Annotated in this window: 13 protein-coding genes; 6 read left to right on the forward strand and 7 right to left on the reverse strand. The window is 63.4% G+C overall.

All coding sequences use genetic code 11. The annotated features are described in order from the left end of the window. Window positions 1-15: 15 nt before the first annotated feature. Window positions 16-1,470, reverse strand: coding sequence for an MFS transporter (locus JTF07_RS15275; protein ID WP_204235056.1), 1,455 nt, complete (start codon window positions 1,468-1,470; stop codon window positions 16-18). Between the two features lie 129 nt (window positions 1,471-1,599). On the opposite strand from JTF07_RS15275, the gene JTF07_RS15280 reads away from it, so the two are divergent. Continuing rightward, window positions 1,600-2,499, forward strand: coding sequence for a LysR family transcriptional regulator (locus tag JTF07_RS15280; RefSeq protein WP_204235057.1), 900 nt, complete (start codon window positions 1,600-1,602; stop codon window positions 2,497-2,499). Window positions 2,500-2,574: 75 nt separating this feature from the next. Here JTF07_RS15280 and JTF07_RS15285 read toward each other — a convergent pair whose 3' ends face one another. The 4 genes from JTF07_RS15285 to JTF07_RS15300 all read right to left on the reverse strand — a co-directional run bounded on the left by JTF07_RS15285 (window position 2,575) and on the right by JTF07_RS15300 (window position 7,388). Then, window positions 2,575-3,990, reverse strand: coding sequence for an aldehyde dehydrogenase family protein (locus JTF07_RS15285; protein ID WP_204235058.1), 1,416 nt, complete (start codon window positions 3,988-3,990; stop codon window positions 2,575-2,577). Window positions 3,991-4,066: 76 nt separating this feature from the next. Then, window positions 4,067-5,563, reverse strand: coding sequence for an APC family permease (locus tag JTF07_RS15290; RefSeq protein WP_204235059.1), 1,497 nt, complete (start codon window positions 5,561-5,563; stop codon window positions 4,067-4,069). 124 nt (window positions 5,564-5,687) lie between these two features. Next, entirely contained in the window at window positions 5,688-6,674 is a 987-nt protein-coding gene (locus JTF07_RS15295; protein WP_204235060.1) for an AraC-like ligand-binding domain-containing protein, read from the reverse strand. A 123-nt stretch (window positions 6,675-6,797) separates the two neighbouring features. Then, on the reverse strand, window positions 6,798-7,388 hold the full coding sequence (locus tag JTF07_RS15300) for a TetR/AcrR family transcriptional regulator (RefSeq protein WP_204235061.1): 591 nt from the start codon (window positions 7,386-7,388) through the stop codon (window positions 6,798-6,800). A gap of 92 nt (window positions 7,389-7,480) precedes the next feature. On the opposite strand from JTF07_RS15300, the gene JTF07_RS15305 reads away from it, so the two are divergent. Continuing rightward, window positions 7,481-9,442, forward strand: coding sequence for a primary-amine oxidase (locus JTF07_RS15305; protein ID WP_204235062.1), 1,962 nt, complete (start codon window positions 7,481-7,483; stop codon window positions 9,440-9,442). A 23-nt stretch (window positions 9,443-9,465) separates the two neighbouring features. Here JTF07_RS15305 and JTF07_RS15310 read toward each other — a convergent pair whose 3' ends face one another. Then, window positions 9,466-9,870, reverse strand: a complete 405-nt coding sequence (locus JTF07_RS15310; protein ID WP_204235063.1) for a winged helix-turn-helix transcriptional regulator — start codon at window positions 9,868-9,870, stop codon at window positions 9,466-9,468. A 92-nt stretch (window positions 9,871-9,962) separates the two neighbouring features. Between JTF07_RS15310 and JTF07_RS15315 the strand changes: the two genes are divergently transcribed. The 4 genes from JTF07_RS15315 (at window position 9,963) to JTF07_RS15330 (ending at window position 14,282) form a co-directional block, all read left to right on the forward strand. Next, window positions 9,963-10,988 carry an NADP-dependent oxidoreductase gene (locus JTF07_RS15315; RefSeq protein ID WP_204235064.1) on the forward strand — a complete coding sequence of 342 codons (1,026 nt, stop codon included), beginning with the start codon at window positions 9,963-9,965 and terminating at the stop codon, window positions 10,986-10,988. Further along, window positions 10,981-11,316 carry an alpha/beta fold hydrolase gene (locus JTF07_RS15320; RefSeq protein ID WP_204235065.1) on the forward strand — a complete coding sequence of 112 codons (336 nt, stop codon included), beginning with the start codon at window positions 10,981-10,983 and terminating at the stop codon, window positions 11,314-11,316. Before JTF07_RS15315 ends, JTF07_RS15320 begins: the two co-directional genes overlap by 8 nt. After that, the gene (locus JTF07_RS15325; protein ID WP_213018844.1) at window positions 11,316-12,515 is read left to right on the forward strand and encodes an MFS transporter; all 1,200 of its coding nucleotides are present in this window, start codon (window positions 11,316-11,318) and stop codon (window positions 12,513-12,515) included. The genes JTF07_RS15320 and JTF07_RS15325 overlap by 1 nt, the downstream gene beginning before the upstream one ends. A 126-nt stretch (window positions 12,516-12,641) precedes the next feature. Next, entirely contained in the window at window positions 12,642-14,282 is a 1,641-nt protein-coding gene (locus tag JTF07_RS15330; RefSeq protein ID WP_204235066.1) for an amidohydrolase, read from the forward strand. Window positions 14,283-14,285: 3 nt separating this feature from the next. Here the strand turns inward: JTF07_RS15330 and JTF07_RS15335 are convergent, their stop codons facing one another. After that, window positions 14,286-14,585, reverse strand: coding sequence for a muconolactone Delta-isomerase family protein (locus JTF07_RS15335; RefSeq protein ID WP_204235067.1), 300 nt, complete (start codon window positions 14,583-14,585; stop codon window positions 14,286-14,288). Window positions 14,586-14,707: the final 122 nt, after the last annotated feature.

Below are 14,707 nucleotides of genomic sequence, written 5' to 3' on the forward strand. Positions count from 1 at the left end.
TCGAATCGGTGGCGATCAGCGGCTCGTTGTGGGTGCCGATTCCTCGGCTTCGCTCACGCTCGCCGAGGTGGTGCTCGCCTCGGCGACGTGCCCGGCTTCTCCTTCGCGATTGATCCAGGACTTTCCGCGCAGCAGGAGAGACATACACACAACGGAGATGAGGACGTAGCCCAGGCCGAGGCAGACGACGACCCAGATCGATCCGGTGGCGCTGAGAAGAGCCTGGCTGAGGAAGGGCGCGGTACCGGCGAACAGAGCCGTCGAAACCTGGTAGGCCACGGAGATCCCGGTGTAGCGGATGGTGGTGGGAAACAGCTGAGCAAGGACGCCTGCCAGTGCTGCGTAGTACATCGCGTGCGGTGCAGTGGCCAGCACCATGCCGAACATCGCCAACCAGAAATTTCCGGTCTGGATGAGGAGGAACATCGCCGGCAGCAGCACCAGCTCAGGCAGAAGCATCATGAGGATCGCCTTCTTCGCGTCGACTTTCGACGCGAGGATAGCTCCGAAGGGCTGGATGATCACCTGAGCGATCAGAGCTGCGGTGATGACTTGGAGGAACTGCGTGCGGCCGAATTCCAATTCGGTCGTCGCCCAGGACAGGGCGAACGTCGTCTTGACGTAGGTGATGGCCACGCCTGCAACGACTGCGCCGATCGCCAAGGAGACCACCTTCCAGTGGTTATGCAGCAGTTCGACGATCGGGGTGCGCTTCTGCGGTGCCTTCTCCGTGGCTGCGATCATCTCGGGAGATTCGGTGATCTTGAGCCGAATGTAGAGACCAACGAGAATGAGGACCGAAGAGGCGAGGAAGGGAATTCTCCACCCCCAGGCACCGAAGTTCTCGGCGCTCATATAGGTCAGGCCAAGGAAGGAGACGGTCGCCAACAAGTTGCCGACCGGTGACCCCTGCTGTGCGAAGGCACCGTAGAGGATCTTCTTGCCCGGGGGCGCGAACTCGGTCGCGATGAGGACCGCGCCGCCCCATTCGCCTCCCATGGCGACTCCCTGGATGACGCGGAGGAGGACAAGCAGGATCGGAGCCATGAACCCGATCTGTTCGTAGGTGGGCAGGAGGCCGACACCGACCGTGGCCGCTCCCATGAGCAGGAGTGTCGTGATGACGGTGTTCTTCCGACCGAATTTGTCGCCGAAGTGACCGAAGACGATACCGCCGAGCGGCCGGGCGATGAAGCCGACGGCGAAGGTGGCGAAGGCAGCGAGTGTGCCCATCGCCGGGCTGACTTCCGGGAAGAAGAGCTTGCCCAGCACCAGCGCCGAGGCGGTGCCGTAGATGTAGAAGTCGAACCATTCGATGGTGGTACCGATGAAGGCAGCGGTGCCGGCTCGGCGCCCCTGCTTGGGATCGACCTTCGGTGCGGGTGTCGCGTCAGAGTCGGGGATCGACGCTGATCCAAGGTTGCTCATGTCTGCTCTCTCGTTGCTGGATGACTCAATCTGTGCTGTCATCACTGTTCCACTTGTATTACGCAGAGTCCAAGACGTAATCTCTACGCTATTAATTGACAATTCTTATTAATGTGCTTTTGTTGGTCGGCGGTGGAGGCCTCACTGGCCTTTGAGAGGAAGGGTGATGGGATGGAGTTACGATACTTCGCGGCGTTCACTGCGGTGGCGCAGGAGCTGCATTTCGGTCGGGCTGCCGAAACACTGCACATCGCTCAACCAGCGCTGAGCCAGATGATCCGCTCGCTGGAGAAGGACATGGGGGTGCAGCTGTTCGAACGGACAACGCGCCGGGTGCGACTGACTTCGTCAGGTGAGGCGCTGCTCGAGCCCGCGCAGGCCATCCAAGCACAGGTCGACGGGGCCCGTCGTATCGCCCGGGCCGCGCAGGAAGGTGCGGTGGGTCGGGTGAAGATCGGCTTCGGCGGCACCAGCGGCTATTCGATCCTGTCACGGCTGTCGAGGGAAGTGGCCCGCCGACAGCCGGGGATCAACCTCGACCTGCACCCGCAGACGTATTCCGGAGAGGCCGCGCTGGCGGCCCGTGACGGGACGATGGATCTGGCTGTGATCAGCCCACCCTCGCCTGCCGGGGTCGATGTCCACATCATCCGGCAGGAGCGGGTGATGGTTGCCGTTCCCACTGGTCATGCTCTTGCCAATCGCGACTTGGTCTCGATGAGCGATCTGGCTGACCAGCCGTTCATCTCCTATGCGCCTTCACACGGCTCCCAGGTTCGTGAGGTGATGATGCGACTGGCTGATGAGGCCGGGTTCCTCCCCCACATCACTCAGGAGGCCCCCGATCCCTACAGCCTGCTCGCACTCGTCGGTGCGCAGGTCGGAATCGCGGTTGTCGTCGAATCCTCAGATCACATCCGCATCGACGGCGTCACCTATGTTCGCCTCGCCGAAGGTGGGGATGCGTTCACCCTCGCGCTGGGCTGGAGGCGCAATAACCCCTCGGAGGCCCTGGCAAGGGTGGTCGAGATCGTGCAGGAGATCCTGCCGGAGGAGCGCACCTCCCGCTAAACCTCCCCGACGTCACTAAACCTCCCCGGCGCCACGCGTGTTTAGTGACGTCAGGGAGGTTTAGCGGGGCGGGAGTTACCAGCTGATCACGTGGGGAACGCTGACGTGCTTGAGGCCCTCGAGACCGAATTCGAGCCCGAAGCCGGATTTCTTCACACCGCCGAAGGGAATCCGCGGGTCCACGGCACCGTGCTTGTTGATCCACGTCGATCCTGCTTCCAGGCGGGCTGCGACCTTCTTGCATTCCTCGAGGTCACTGCCCCAGACCGAGGAGCCGAGACCGACCTCGAGCTCGTTGGCCCACCCGATGGCCTGTTCCAGGTCTGTGTACCTGATGATCGGCAGAACTGGTCCGAACTGTTCTTCGGCGACCAAGGGGTTGTTGTTGTCGATATCTGCCACGAGCGTGGTCGGATAGAAGTAACCGGGCTGATCGGCAGCGGGGTCACCTCCTGTGAGGACTCGAGCTCCACCGTCCTTCGCCGCCTGGACGAGCTTGGCGACGATATCGTACTGCTGCTTGTTCTGCAGCGGCCCGAGCACGTTCTCCTCTTTCAGGCCCACTCCCATCGGTGACTGCTTGGCCACCTCGACGAGGGCATCGCAGACCTGGTCGTAGAGGGATTCGGGCACGTAGAGGCGCTTCATCGCTGCACAGGTCTGACCGGTGTTGATGAATGCACCCCAGAACAGGTCGCCGGCGATGGCCGCAGGATCGGCGTTCTCGAGCACGATTCCCGCGTCGTTGCCGCCCAGCTCCAAGGTCAGACGGGCCAGAGTATCGGCCGCCGAGGCCATGATCGCCTGGCCCGTCTTGGTCGAACCGGTGAACATGATCTTGTCGACATCGGCGTGGGAGGTCAATGCTGCACCGACCTCGCCACCGCCGGGAACCACGGTCAGCACATCGGCGGGCAGGACCTGATTGACCACCGCGACCAGCGCCTGCACGGACAGCGGCGTGTATTCGGAGGGCTTGAGCACTACGGTGTTGCCCATCTTCAGCGAGGGCGCGAACTGCCAGACCGAGATCATCATGGGCCAGTTCCACGGCCCCACAGCGCCGATGACACCCACCGGCGCGTAGTGAAGTTCGGCGTGGGTCTCCTCATCGTCGACGAGAGTTTCGGCGTCGAGCTCGAAGGCAGCATTCGCCCGCAGCCACGCAGCGCAGGCACCTACTTCGAAACGGGCATTGGGTCCGTTGAGCGGCTTGCCCTGCTCACGGGAGAGCAGTTCCGCCAGGGCCTCGGCGGATGCCTCGATCGCGTCGGCGGCCTGATTCAACAGTCCGCTGCGCTCCTGCGAGCTCCGCGCCGCCCAATCGGGCTGGACCTTGCGGGCGGCAGCCACAGCGGTGTCGATGTCGGCGGGGCTGCCCTCACGGGTGCGGCCGACAACCTCGCCTGTGGCGGGGTCGAGCAGCTTGCGACCGTTCGGGTCCTCGATGGACGACAGCAGTCCTGCGTAAGTGGTGACGTCGGTGCTCATGATTCTCCCTTTCTGGAGGTTGACTTGGCTGATCTCGGTGGTTGTCGATGGTTCATGGGGCGGATCGGCAGGGTCATCATCCCAGGCTTCCACCGGTGCCGATGCCTGCATAGAGCTGCGGGCGACTCGACCTCAAGACGAGGGCCCAGATAGTGCCGAAGATCCCGGGAACGAGCACGATGGCCGGCAGCAGCCAGGAGAGCACCGAGGCGCCCTCGAGACCGATGAGGACGTTGAAGTTGATGACGATGGCTACGAAGAGAACGATCAGTCCGATGGCGGAGAGCCCAGGTGCGATCACGCGCGTCCACAGTGAGTAGTCGCTCGAATGCGACCGAAGGAATCCGACGACGGCCAACGCCGTGAACGCCATGAGGAGGACGAGGCCGAAGGCGCCCATATTCGTCAGCCAGGTGAAGAGGGTGACGACGGGAAAGAGCGGGTCGTCACTGCCGGAGCCGACGATGGCGAAGATGATGATGACGATGAGTGCGAGTCCCGACTGGGCCAGGGAGCCGGCGACTGGAGCACCGGTACGCCGCGACGTCGTGGCCAGGATCGTCGGCAGCACCCGATCGCGGCCCAGGGCGAAGAAGTAGCGGGAGACGATGTTGTGGAAGGCCACGAGCGCGGCCAGCAGCGAGGTGAGGAAGAGCAGGTTCGACAGGTCGACGAACCAGACCGGTGTATGTTCGCCGAGGAAGACGAACATCAGGTCGGGACCGAACTCCTGGGAGCGTCCGACGACGTTCGAGGCGCCTTCGCCCACGGTCATCGCCCAGGCTGAGAGGGCGTAGAAGACGGCGATGATGCTCACTGCGATGATCGTCGCTCGGCCGGCTGTGCGCTGAGGGTCCTTGACCTCTTCGTTGTAGATCGCGCCCGACTCGAAGCCCATGAACGCCGCGATCGAGAACGCCAGCGCGGCCCCGACTCCGGGGGCGAAGAGCTGGTCGGGCAGCAGCCCGTCGGCAGTGATGCCTTCGGGGCTGTGGGCGAATCCGACGACGTCGAAGACGATGACGATGAGGAATTCGGTGCCGACGATGATGCCGAGGACCTTCGCGGAGAAGTCGACGCGGCTGATGCCCATGAGACCGACGATCACCCAGGCGATGAGCGCGCAGATCCACCAGGCCGCCTGCAGACCGAACAGCGAATCGAGGAAGGAGGAGAAGACGAAGCCGAACATTCCGGCGATGCCGATCTGCATCGAGTTGTACGCGACGAGCGCGGTGATGGCCGCGCCCATCCCGACGGGCTTGCCCAGACCTTTGGCGATGTAGGCGAAGAAGGCACCGGCGTTGTGCACGTGCCGGCTCATCGCTGCGTAGCCGATGGCGAAGAGAATGAGAATGACGCCGAGGACGATGAAGGACAGTGGGATGCCGAGCAGTTCGGTGACCGCGAAGTTGCTGGGGACGCCGCCGGCAACCACGGTCAGTGGCGCCGAGGCGGCGATGATCATGAAGACGAGAGCGAGAGTGCCGATGCGGCGGGAGTCGAGTCCCGAACTGATCGGTTGATGGGATGCGCTGTCAGGTTCGCTACCAGTGCCGAGATTCACGCCCATGTGATCCCCCTTGCGATAGTGGCTGTATCGTCAGGTTCTCTCATCAGCCTTGCCGGTGTCTTGGCTCTGGAAGCAGGACTCTTGACTTTCGGCGCAGAGAAAGCCGCGTCGTGGATTGCTCGAGTCAGCGCAATGCGCTGCGGCGGAACTGCGCCGGAGGCGATCCCACCAGGCTGCGGAAGAGTCGGGAGAAATGGGCCGGGTCGCTCAGGCCCCACCGAGCTCCGATCGCCGCAACGGGAACCTGCGACTTCTGCGGATCGGCGAGGTCGTGTCGGCAGGCCGCGATTCGGCGACGACGGATTTCCCCGGACACCGTCTCCCCGCTGCCCTCGAATACCTGATGCAGCGTGCGTACCGACATGAAATGAGCGGCGGCGATCGTTGAGGGTGTCAGCTGCGGGTCGGCGAGATTGGCGTCGATGTAGGCGGTGACCTCCGTCCAGAGTCGCTGCCTCTCCCCCGGCGCATCGTCTGACTCTGCGAGCTCATCGGCCATGACGGTGGTGAGCAGGTCGACGACGTTTCCGGCCAACCTGATTCCGACGGACCGGTTGAGCGTGGGCAGCATGGCTCCCGCTTGCGTGATGATCTGCGTGGCAACGGCGCCGAGCTGATGATCGGCGCCGATCGAGGTGGCCGTGAGCCGACCGACGGTGTCGGTGGGCAGGTTCACCCGCGATTGCGGGAACATCATCACGTAGGACGAGAAGTCACAGTCGAAGCTCAGAGTATAGGGACGCGAGGTGTCGTAGATCGCCAAGGAACCGGGCGCCAGAGACACTTCTCGACCATCTTGGATGAGGAGTCCATGCCCGTTGAGCTGGAGTGAGACCTTGTAATAGTTCGTCGACGAGCCCACCTTGAGCCCATCCGCGTCGCCGGACCCGGTTGCGTTGCCGGGTGAATCCGCCCCGATGAGATCCGGGGTTCGCAGCACAGCATGAGGGTTGGCGCTGATGTGGGACATGACGACGGAGTCATAGTCGCGGGCGCTGATCGCTCCTCTGAATCCGCCGCGGCGGGCAGGCTCGGTGTCCAGCGGCACGAACGAGTCCGAGACGAGGGCTTGCCACCCGTCGAAATCAGAGGCTGTGCTCTCAAGTAACATCTTCGTCCTTCTCAGAAACATCCGACGACCGACTGCTGTGTCGACGATCACTTGGCGCCACTCTATCCCCAACCACGCGGGGAGTCACGGCTTCTCAGGCATTTACCGACCATATGGTCATGATTACCTGGAAAGTCGCGCAATCACATGGTCGAACTGCCTGCGAAAACCTGCGAAGTCGAACGATTCACCTCCGATGATGGCTGCGGTCTGGGCACCGAGCAGATATGTGAGGAGAACATCGGCTGCAGACTCAAGCTCGATCTCGGCGGCCAATTCTTCATCGTCGTCGGCCTGGCGAAGCCAGCCTCGGATCCAAGTCCGCCACTGAGCCATGGTCTCGCGGGTGGTCCGGGCATGATCGGGGCTCTGGGCCACCTCGGCGAGAAATGAGAGAACGACGCGGGCCTCATCGTGAAGCTCGGGCGTGACCGGGAGGACCTCGTTCGCGAAGGCCCGCAGGGCAGCAAGGCCGCGCAGGTGCGCCGTGGAGAGCTCGACGCGGCGGTTCGTGGCTTCGTAGACGAAGAGGTAGGTGGCGGCCAGCAGGTCCGACTTGGAGGCGAAATAGGACTTGATCACCCCATTGGCGAATCCGGACTCTGCGGCGATGTCACGCATCGTCGCCCCGGCCAGCCCCTGGTCGACGATGATGCGCAGGGTCGCTTCGACGAGCTCGCGCCGACGCTGATCGTGATCGACGATCTTAGGCATTCTTCCTCCGGTCCCGGCCTTGACTTTATTTTCTACAAGCGTAGGTTATTAAGTGAATCAGCACACATCAATGACGTTGCGAAGGTGCACATATGTCTTGCCATTCCACTCCCGCCGATCCTTCCACACCGACCGCACTCACACCGTTTTCGCTCCCGACCGAGGCAGAGATCGCAACCGTGACCTCGGCGCTGCGCGAGGCCGGGCACTTCCCCACCGAGGCGCGCTTGTCCTACGTCGGACTGCTCGATCCTGTGCGCGGTCATACGCGCACCGCAGCGGAGGCGAACCGGCGCTTCCGTGCTCTCGTCATCGACAAGTCCGCTGGCACATCCCGCGACATCATCGTGTCCGCAACTCATGCCCGAATCGATTCCGTCGCCGAGGTGGATTCGAGGGCCGAAGGTGAGTTCCCGGTCATGGAAGAGGAGTTCGAGATCGTCGAGAACGTCCTCGCAGCGGATCCGAAGTGGCAGCAGATCCTCGCCCGTCGTGGCCTGCCGATCGAACAGGTTCGGGTCGCACCGCTATCGGCCGGTGTCTTCGAATACCCCGAGGAATCGGGGCGGAGGATCCTGCGTGGCCTCGCTTTCCTCCAACCGCACGCGAGCGATTCGGCCTGGGCGCATCCGATCGACGGCCTCGTCGCCTATGTCGATGTGACCAACCGGACCGTCGATCAGATCCTCGATCTCGAGGATGTTCCGGTGCCTGCCGAGCACGGAAACTACACGGATCCGAAGCTCACCGGCCCGGTGCGCACCACCCAGAAGCCGATCGAGATCACGCAGCCGGAGGGGCCCAGCTTCACCCTGTCCGAGGGCAATCACATCGAATGGGAGAAATGGTCATTCGACGTCGGCTTCGACATGCGCGAAGGCCTCATCCTGCACAACATCGCCTTCACCGACAGCGAGGTCACCCGCACGATCCTCGACCGGGCCGCGATTGCAGAGATGGTCGTGCCCTATGGCGACCCGTCTCCGGTGCGGTCCTGGCAGAACTACTTCGACACGGGTGAATACCTCGTCGGGCAGTGGGCGAACTCGCTCGAGCTGGGCTGCGACTGCCTCGGCGACATCACGTACCTGTCCCCGTGGGTGGCGAACAACCTCGGCGAACCCAGGCAGATCAAGAACGGCATCTGCATGCACGAGGAGGACGCCTCGATCCTGGCCAAACATTCGGATCTGTGGTCGGGAGTGGACTACACCAGACGCAACCGGAGGTTCGTCGTCTCCTTCTTCACCACTGTCGGCAACTACGACTACGGCTTCTACTGGTACCTCTACCTCGACGGCACGATCGAGTTCGAGGCCAAGGCCACCGGGGTGGTCTTCACCTCGGCGCTGCCGAACGGATCAAGTGACTTCGCCTCGGAGATCGCCCCCGGCCTGGGTGCACCGTTCCATCAGCATCTATTCGGGGCGCGTCTCGACTTCGCCCTCGACGGCGGCAGATGCCGGGTCGAGGAGGAGGACGTCGTGCGCTTGCCGGTCTCGGAGTCCAATCCGCGCGGCAATGCCTTCAGCCGCAAACGCACCGTACTGGGTACGGAACTGGCCGCTCAGCGCGACGCAGATCAGTCGAAGGCTCGGACCTGGGTGGTGACGAACCCGGACTCGGCCAACCGCCTCGGCGAACCCGTGGGTTACAAGCTCCACCCCACGGGGCTGCCGACCTTACTTGCAGCCGAGGACTCATCGATCCACAAGCGGGCGACGTTCGCATCAAAGGCACTATGGGTCTCGCAGTATCACGAGGACGAGCGCTATCCGACCGGCGACTTCCCTAACCAGCATCCCGGTCACGCAGGTCTGCCCGCATGGACTGCCGCCGATCGCAGCGTCGACGGTGAGGACATCGTGGTGTGGCACAGCTTCGGCCTCACGCACTTCCCCCGGGTCGAGGACTGGCCGATCATGCCCGTGGACACCGTCGGGTTCAAACTGCGCCCTGAGGGATTCTTCGACCGCTCCCCCGTCCTCGACGTCCCCGCTCCGGAGTCCGGTCGACACTGCGGGGGATCCGACGGAGGATGCTGCGAGAGCTGAGGCTCTCACCCAGGACTCCGGCTTCAGAGGTGCGCAGCGCGCAGAGAGCGCAAACGGTCGTCAAGGCTGCCGGAGCCTTCGGCGGCGAATGCAGGAGCATTCCCGGCGGTGCTCGGGTCGATGGCTGCACCGAGACGGCCGAGCTCGACGAGGAGTGGAATGACCTCGAGTCCGCGCTCGGTCAGCGAGTACCGACCCTGCTTGCCGCGACCGACTGCCGACTTGCGGAGGAATCCGGCCGCAGTCAGGTCGGCCAGCCGGCGAGACAGCACCGGCGCACTGATCCCCTCATCGCTGCCTGCGACCAGCTCCCGAAACGAACGACGATCGTGCATCGCGATATCGCGCAGAATCAACAGACTCCACTGGTCGCCGAGCATCTCCAGAGCGCGGTTGATCGGACAATTCGATCGTGGAGTGGTGATCATGGGAACTCCGAAGTGATTGCAAAGTGTTACTGGATAGCTCTAGAGTACTACTGGTAACAGAATGTAATCACCTATGCTGCCAGGAGCTCACTATGAAAGCCTTCGTCCTCGAAAAGTACGGCTCCGCACTTCGGCAGACCGAGATGCCCGTTCCGATCCCCGCACCCCATGAAGTACTGGTGCGTATGGTCGCCGCAGGCCTCAACCATGCCGATGAGAGGCTCCGGGCGGGCGAGTTCAAACTCCTCTTCCCCATCGACCTTCCGAAGGTCATGGGCGGTGAGTTCGCAGGGATCGTCGTCGAGACCGGTTCCGCTGTCACCGATATCACCGTGGGCGAGAAGGTGTATGGATATGTCGGTCTCTTCGCCGCAGGGACTCTTTCGGAGTTCGTCTCCGTCGATGCTCGCGATGTGGCGCGCGCGCCTCAATCGCTGAGTCTGTCGGAGGCTGCCGGCCTCCCTGTCGCGGCACTCACCGCATGGCAGGCCCTGGTGGACATGGGGCACACGGCGCAGGGCGATACGGTTCTCGTGCACGGCGGCACCGGAGGTGTCGGCTCTGTTGCGATCCAGCTCGCCAAGCATCTGGGGGCCACCGTCGCCACCACTGTCTCGACGAAGAACATCGATGCCGCTCGAGAACTCGGCGCAGACATCGTCATCGACTACACGCGCGACGACCTTGCCCAGCGACTCGGCGGCACGTCACTCGACCTCGTCCTCGAAACTCAGGGTGGGACCACACTCCTGAATTCGCTTGAGGTGCTGCGACCCGGCGGCACAGCCATCGGAATCACGGGACCACCCGAGCCGGTGTTCGCGCGCCGCATCGGCGTCAACCGGGTAGTTCGGTTGGCCATCAGGGCCATGAGTGCACGTGTGCGCCGCAGAGCGCGCCGCCTCGGAGTCACATACAGGTTTCTGTTCATCACTCCCGACGGAGCCGCCCTGCAGGAAGTGGCGAAACTCGCCGACGATGGGGTCCTGCGCCCGATCATCGATCATGTACGCGCCTTCGACCAGGCTCAGACGGCACTCGACGATGTCCTCGCCGGTGGAACACGCGGCAAGGTCCTCGTCACCACCGACCCGAACTCGGTGACCACTCATGGATGAGAAGTCCGCTCAGCAGAGTCCGACCGTTTGGACCTCGACACCAACTCGCCGCATCGTCCTGGCCGGCACCGGCCCTTCCGGCGGTGCCGGAATCGACCACCCGGCAGGTGGGACCTACATCTATTGGGATATGCTGCGATCCCTTCTGGCCCGGCTGCGCGAGAGGATCATGAACCGCGATGGCCCCATCGCTGTGTCGCGCGATCTGCATGCTCGCATCCCCGGCAGCACGCTCATCATCTACCCCGGATCCGGGCACGGCGGCGTGTTCCAGCACGTTGACGATTTCGCCGTGGCGGTTCGCTCCCACCTCGACGCCGACGACTGATGCCGGCAGCGAGCAGGCTAGGCAGGGCGGGAGCCTTCTGGACCTCGGCGTCGGTGCTCGCTCTGGTGCTGTGGTCGAGCGGAGCTCCGAGCGTTCTCTACCCGTTGTACGCCCAGAAGTGGGAATTGAGCCTAGCCCTGATCACAATGGTGTTCGCCACCTATCAGCTGGCACTCATCGTCACCCTCCCTCTCTTCGGCAATCTGTCGGATCAGTTCGGGCGACGGCTGGTGATGGTGTGGGGCGTGGCCATGATCGCGGCGTCGGCCGTCGCCTTCGCCATCGCCCCGAACGTCGCGTTCCTGTTTGTCGGACGCGTGCTCCAGGGCGCAGGTTCCGGACTGGCGATGGGGGCCGCGACGGCGTCCCTAGTAGAGAACAACACGACCGGCAACGCCCGATTCGCCAGCTCTCTGGCAACCGTGTCGACCGCAGCCGGACTCACCCTGGCGCTTGTGCTCAGCGGCGTCTTCGCTCGGTACTTCCCCATGCCCCTGTTCTGGAGCTACATCCTCCTGATGGGCCTGGCCGTGACCGCTGTCGTCGCGCTGATTCTGACCCCGGACGACCGCCCCTCGGAATCACGCCGGTGGCGGCCCCAGACCCTGCGTCTCGCCCCCGGACAGCGCGGCAGCTTCTCGATCGCAGCACTGTCGGTCTCTCTCGCCTATTGCGTGGGAGCGATCTTCCTCTCACTCGGCTCGCACATGATCGGCCAATTCACCCACACCACCAATGCGGCAACGGTGGGAGCCCTGCTCGGATGTTCCTCGGCAGCCATCGGCGTCACCGGTCTCCTGCTCGCACGTGTCCGACCAGGTACCTCGGTACTGATGGGTGCACTGCTGACGCTCGTCAGCCTGAGCCTCATGGCCGCGGCGGCGGGATTCGGTTCAATCGAACTGTTCCTGGCCTGGTGCTTCGTCGGCGGAGTCGCCTACGCCTTTGCGTTCACCGGCGGGCTCGGGGTGATCAACCAAGCAGTTCCTGCCCACCACCGCGGCGGGACTCTGTCTCTGCTCTACTTGGCAGCCTATGTACTCCAAGCTGCGACGGCCATCGGCATGGGCGCCCTTGCCACCGCCGGCACATTGGGTTCAGCAGTCAGCGTCGCCAGTGCGATGATCGCCGGCCTGTGCCTCGTCCTGTTGGTGCTGCTCGTCGTCAATGCACGGACGCGACCCTCCGGACCACGCTGATCGAATGTTTCGCCGAGGTGGGGTGAACTTGATTTTCCACGCAGGTCGGCCCCCTCGGCTTGCCAGTTCGCGCACAGTTGCGCCCAGGGTGTGTCGCGACCCGAGCCGTGTCATTAGCCTGTCGGCATGACCACACTCATCGTCACCAACGGCCCCATCTACACCAGCGACCCCGAACGCCCATGGGCCGAGGCCTTCTCTGTCGAAGACGGCAGGATCGGCACGGTCGGAACCCTCGACGAGGTTCGTTCATCGGTGACCGCCGACGCCGGGGTGGTTGATCTCGATGGTCAGTTCGCGATGCCCGGTCTGGTCGACGTGCACGCTCACCTCGGCCTCGGCGGGCGCCAGCTCGCATTCGAACTCCAGGTGCTGCCCAGCGACGATGTCGCCGCGATTGCGGCAAAGGTCAGACAGTGGCGAGCGGAGCTCGAGCCCGGCCAATGGGTGGTCGGCGGTATCGTCGGCTCAACCGTCATGGACGATCTCACCCACCAGGACCTGCTGACCCTCGATGATGCAGCAGAAGGGCATCCCGTGCTGCTGCGCGATGACACGATGCACAACCGATGGGTGAACTCTGCCGCGTTCGAGATCCTCGGCATCACCGAGGGATCACCGAATCCAGAGGGCGGAACGTATGTCCGAGACAGGGCCGGTCTGCACAATGGCGTCCTGACCGAGCTGGCCTGCAGCGCAGCCGAGGCAGCAGTGCTGGAGTCGATCAGCGACGTCGCGAACTTCCATGCACGGGCTATCGGCACCGCAGTACAGACTCTCAATTCGTTCGGAGTCACCGCTGTACAGGAATCTGCAACGATGGACTACGCGCTGACCACGTTGCGCGTCCTCGACGAAGCCGGAATACTGACCGCCCACGTGGTGGCCTCGATGCCTGCACAGCCTTTTCTGGAAGAGGGCATCACCGGCGAAGAGCTCTATCGGGTCGGAGACGCGAACCACACGGCTCATCTGCATCCGACCTTCGCCAAATACGTGCTCGACGGCGTCCCGATGACTCGCACCGCGGCACTGCTCACTCCGTACCAGTGCCACCACCCCGGGGATGATCCGACCTTCACCGGCGAACCGCTCTGGGGCCGCGAAGAGCTCGTCGCTTCGCTGCTCTCCCTGGCCGACCGTGGCCTCAGCGCGAAGCTGCATGCCACCGGCGACGGTGCTGTCCGGATGATCCTCGACGCCGTGGAGACGGTGAGACGTGAACGTGGCTGGGAGACGAAGTTCCACATTGCGCACGTGGAGTATGTCCACGACGATGATCTGGCTCGTTTTGCCGAGCTGCAAGTAGTCCCCGACGCGTCTCCGTACCTGTGGTTCCCCTCGGTGATGCAAGAATCGATGGCCAAGCAGGTGTCAGCCGAGACCTTCGAACGTTCTTGGCCGCTGCGTCGGCTCATCGACTCCGGCGCACAGGTCTCCTGTGGTTCCGACTGGCCCTGCGCTGCTCCGACTCCGGATCCGTGGACCGGGCTGGCAACCCTGATCACCCGAGCCAACCCGGACCCTGCGGTGGCAGGAGAACTCAACCCCGGCGAGGCGCTCTGCGTCGAACAGGCAATCTCAGCATTCACCCGCAACCCAGCTCACGCAATGGGCTTGGGTGAGGTCACCGGAATGCTGCGCCCCGGAATGTCCGCCGACTTCATCGTCCTGGACCGGAACCTGTTCACCGCTGATCCCGCCCATCTGCATGAGACCACGGTCCTCACAACCTATTTCGAAGGTCGCCTGGTTCACGGAACGTGAGCCTCAGAGTTCGCCGAAGAAATCATCCGTGGTTGCGTTGGGGTGCTTCGCCAAGGGCGTGACCTTGACGTTCATATAGGCGAACATCGGGAAGCCTTGGAAGGTCGCGTGCAGGAAGTCGAGGTCATCGACCTCGTACATCGAGTAGTTCGAGTATTCCCCAACCACTCGCCAGATGCCCTTCATGATTCCGCGTTCCTGAAGATCGGCAGAATAGGCCTTCTCCCTGACCTGGAAATCGGCTTTGGTCTCGTCGGTCATCGATTCGGGGAATACGACGTCCATGCGTGCCAAGAAAAGCATGTGTTCCTCCTGCCCTGCGTGTCAGAGCTGCGCTGAGTGAGTGGATGTTCCGAACGCCACTATAGGTGCTCACAGCAGAAGGCGGTGTGGGCGTCCGCGCTTCGCGTACCGAATTGACCCTC

It is taken from the genome of Brevibacterium sp. RIT 803 (genome assembly GCF_016892625.1).
Classification (GTDB): Bacteria; Actinomycetota; Actinomycetes; order Actinomycetales; family Brevibacteriaceae; genus Brevibacterium.

Coding starts and splice junctions, on each gene's coding strand:
- JTF07_RS15275 (WP_204235056.1), bottom strand. CDS start 1,470: ATGACAGCACAGATTGAGTCATCCAGCAACGAGAGAGCAGACATGAGC.
- JTF07_RS15280 (WP_204235057.1), top strand. CDS start 1,600: ATGGAGTTACGATACTTCGCGGCGTTCACTGCGGTGGCGCAGGAGCTG.
- JTF07_RS15285 (WP_204235058.1), bottom strand. CDS start 3,990: ATGAGCACCGACGTCACCACTTACGCAGGACTGCTGTCGTCCATCGAG.
- JTF07_RS15290 (WP_204235059.1), bottom strand. CDS start 5,563: ATGGGCGTGAATCTCGGCACTGGTAGCGAACCTGACAGCGCATCCCAT.
- JTF07_RS15295 (WP_204235060.1), bottom strand. CDS start 6,674: ATGTTACTTGAGAGCACAGCCTCTGATTTCGACGGGTGGCAAGCCCTC.
- JTF07_RS15300 (WP_204235061.1), bottom strand. CDS start 7,388: ATGCCTAAGATCGTCGATCACGATCAGCGTCGGCGCGAGCTCGTCGAA.
- JTF07_RS15305 (WP_204235062.1), top strand. CDS start 7,481: ATGTCTTGCCATTCCACTCCCGCCGATCCTTCCACACCGACCGCACTC.
- JTF07_RS15310 (WP_204235063.1), bottom strand. CDS start 9,870: ATGATCACCACTCCACGATCGAATTGTCCGATCAACCGCGCTCTGGAG.
- JTF07_RS15315 (WP_204235064.1), top strand. CDS start 9,963: ATGAAAGCCTTCGTCCTCGAAAAGTACGGCTCCGCACTTCGGCAGACC.
- JTF07_RS15320 (WP_204235065.1), top strand. CDS start 10,981: ATGGATGAGAAGTCCGCTCAGCAGAGTCCGACCGTTTGGACCTCGACA.
- JTF07_RS15325 (WP_213018844.1), top strand. CDS start 11,316: ATGCCGGCAGCGAGCAGGCTAGGCAGGGCGGGAGCCTTCTGGACCTCG.
- JTF07_RS15330 (WP_204235066.1), top strand. CDS start 12,642: ATGACCACACTCATCGTCACCAACGGCCCCATCTACACCAGCGACCCC.
- JTF07_RS15335 (WP_204235067.1), bottom strand. CDS start 14,585: ATGCTTTTCTTGGCACGCATGGACGTCGTATTCCCCGAATCGATGACC.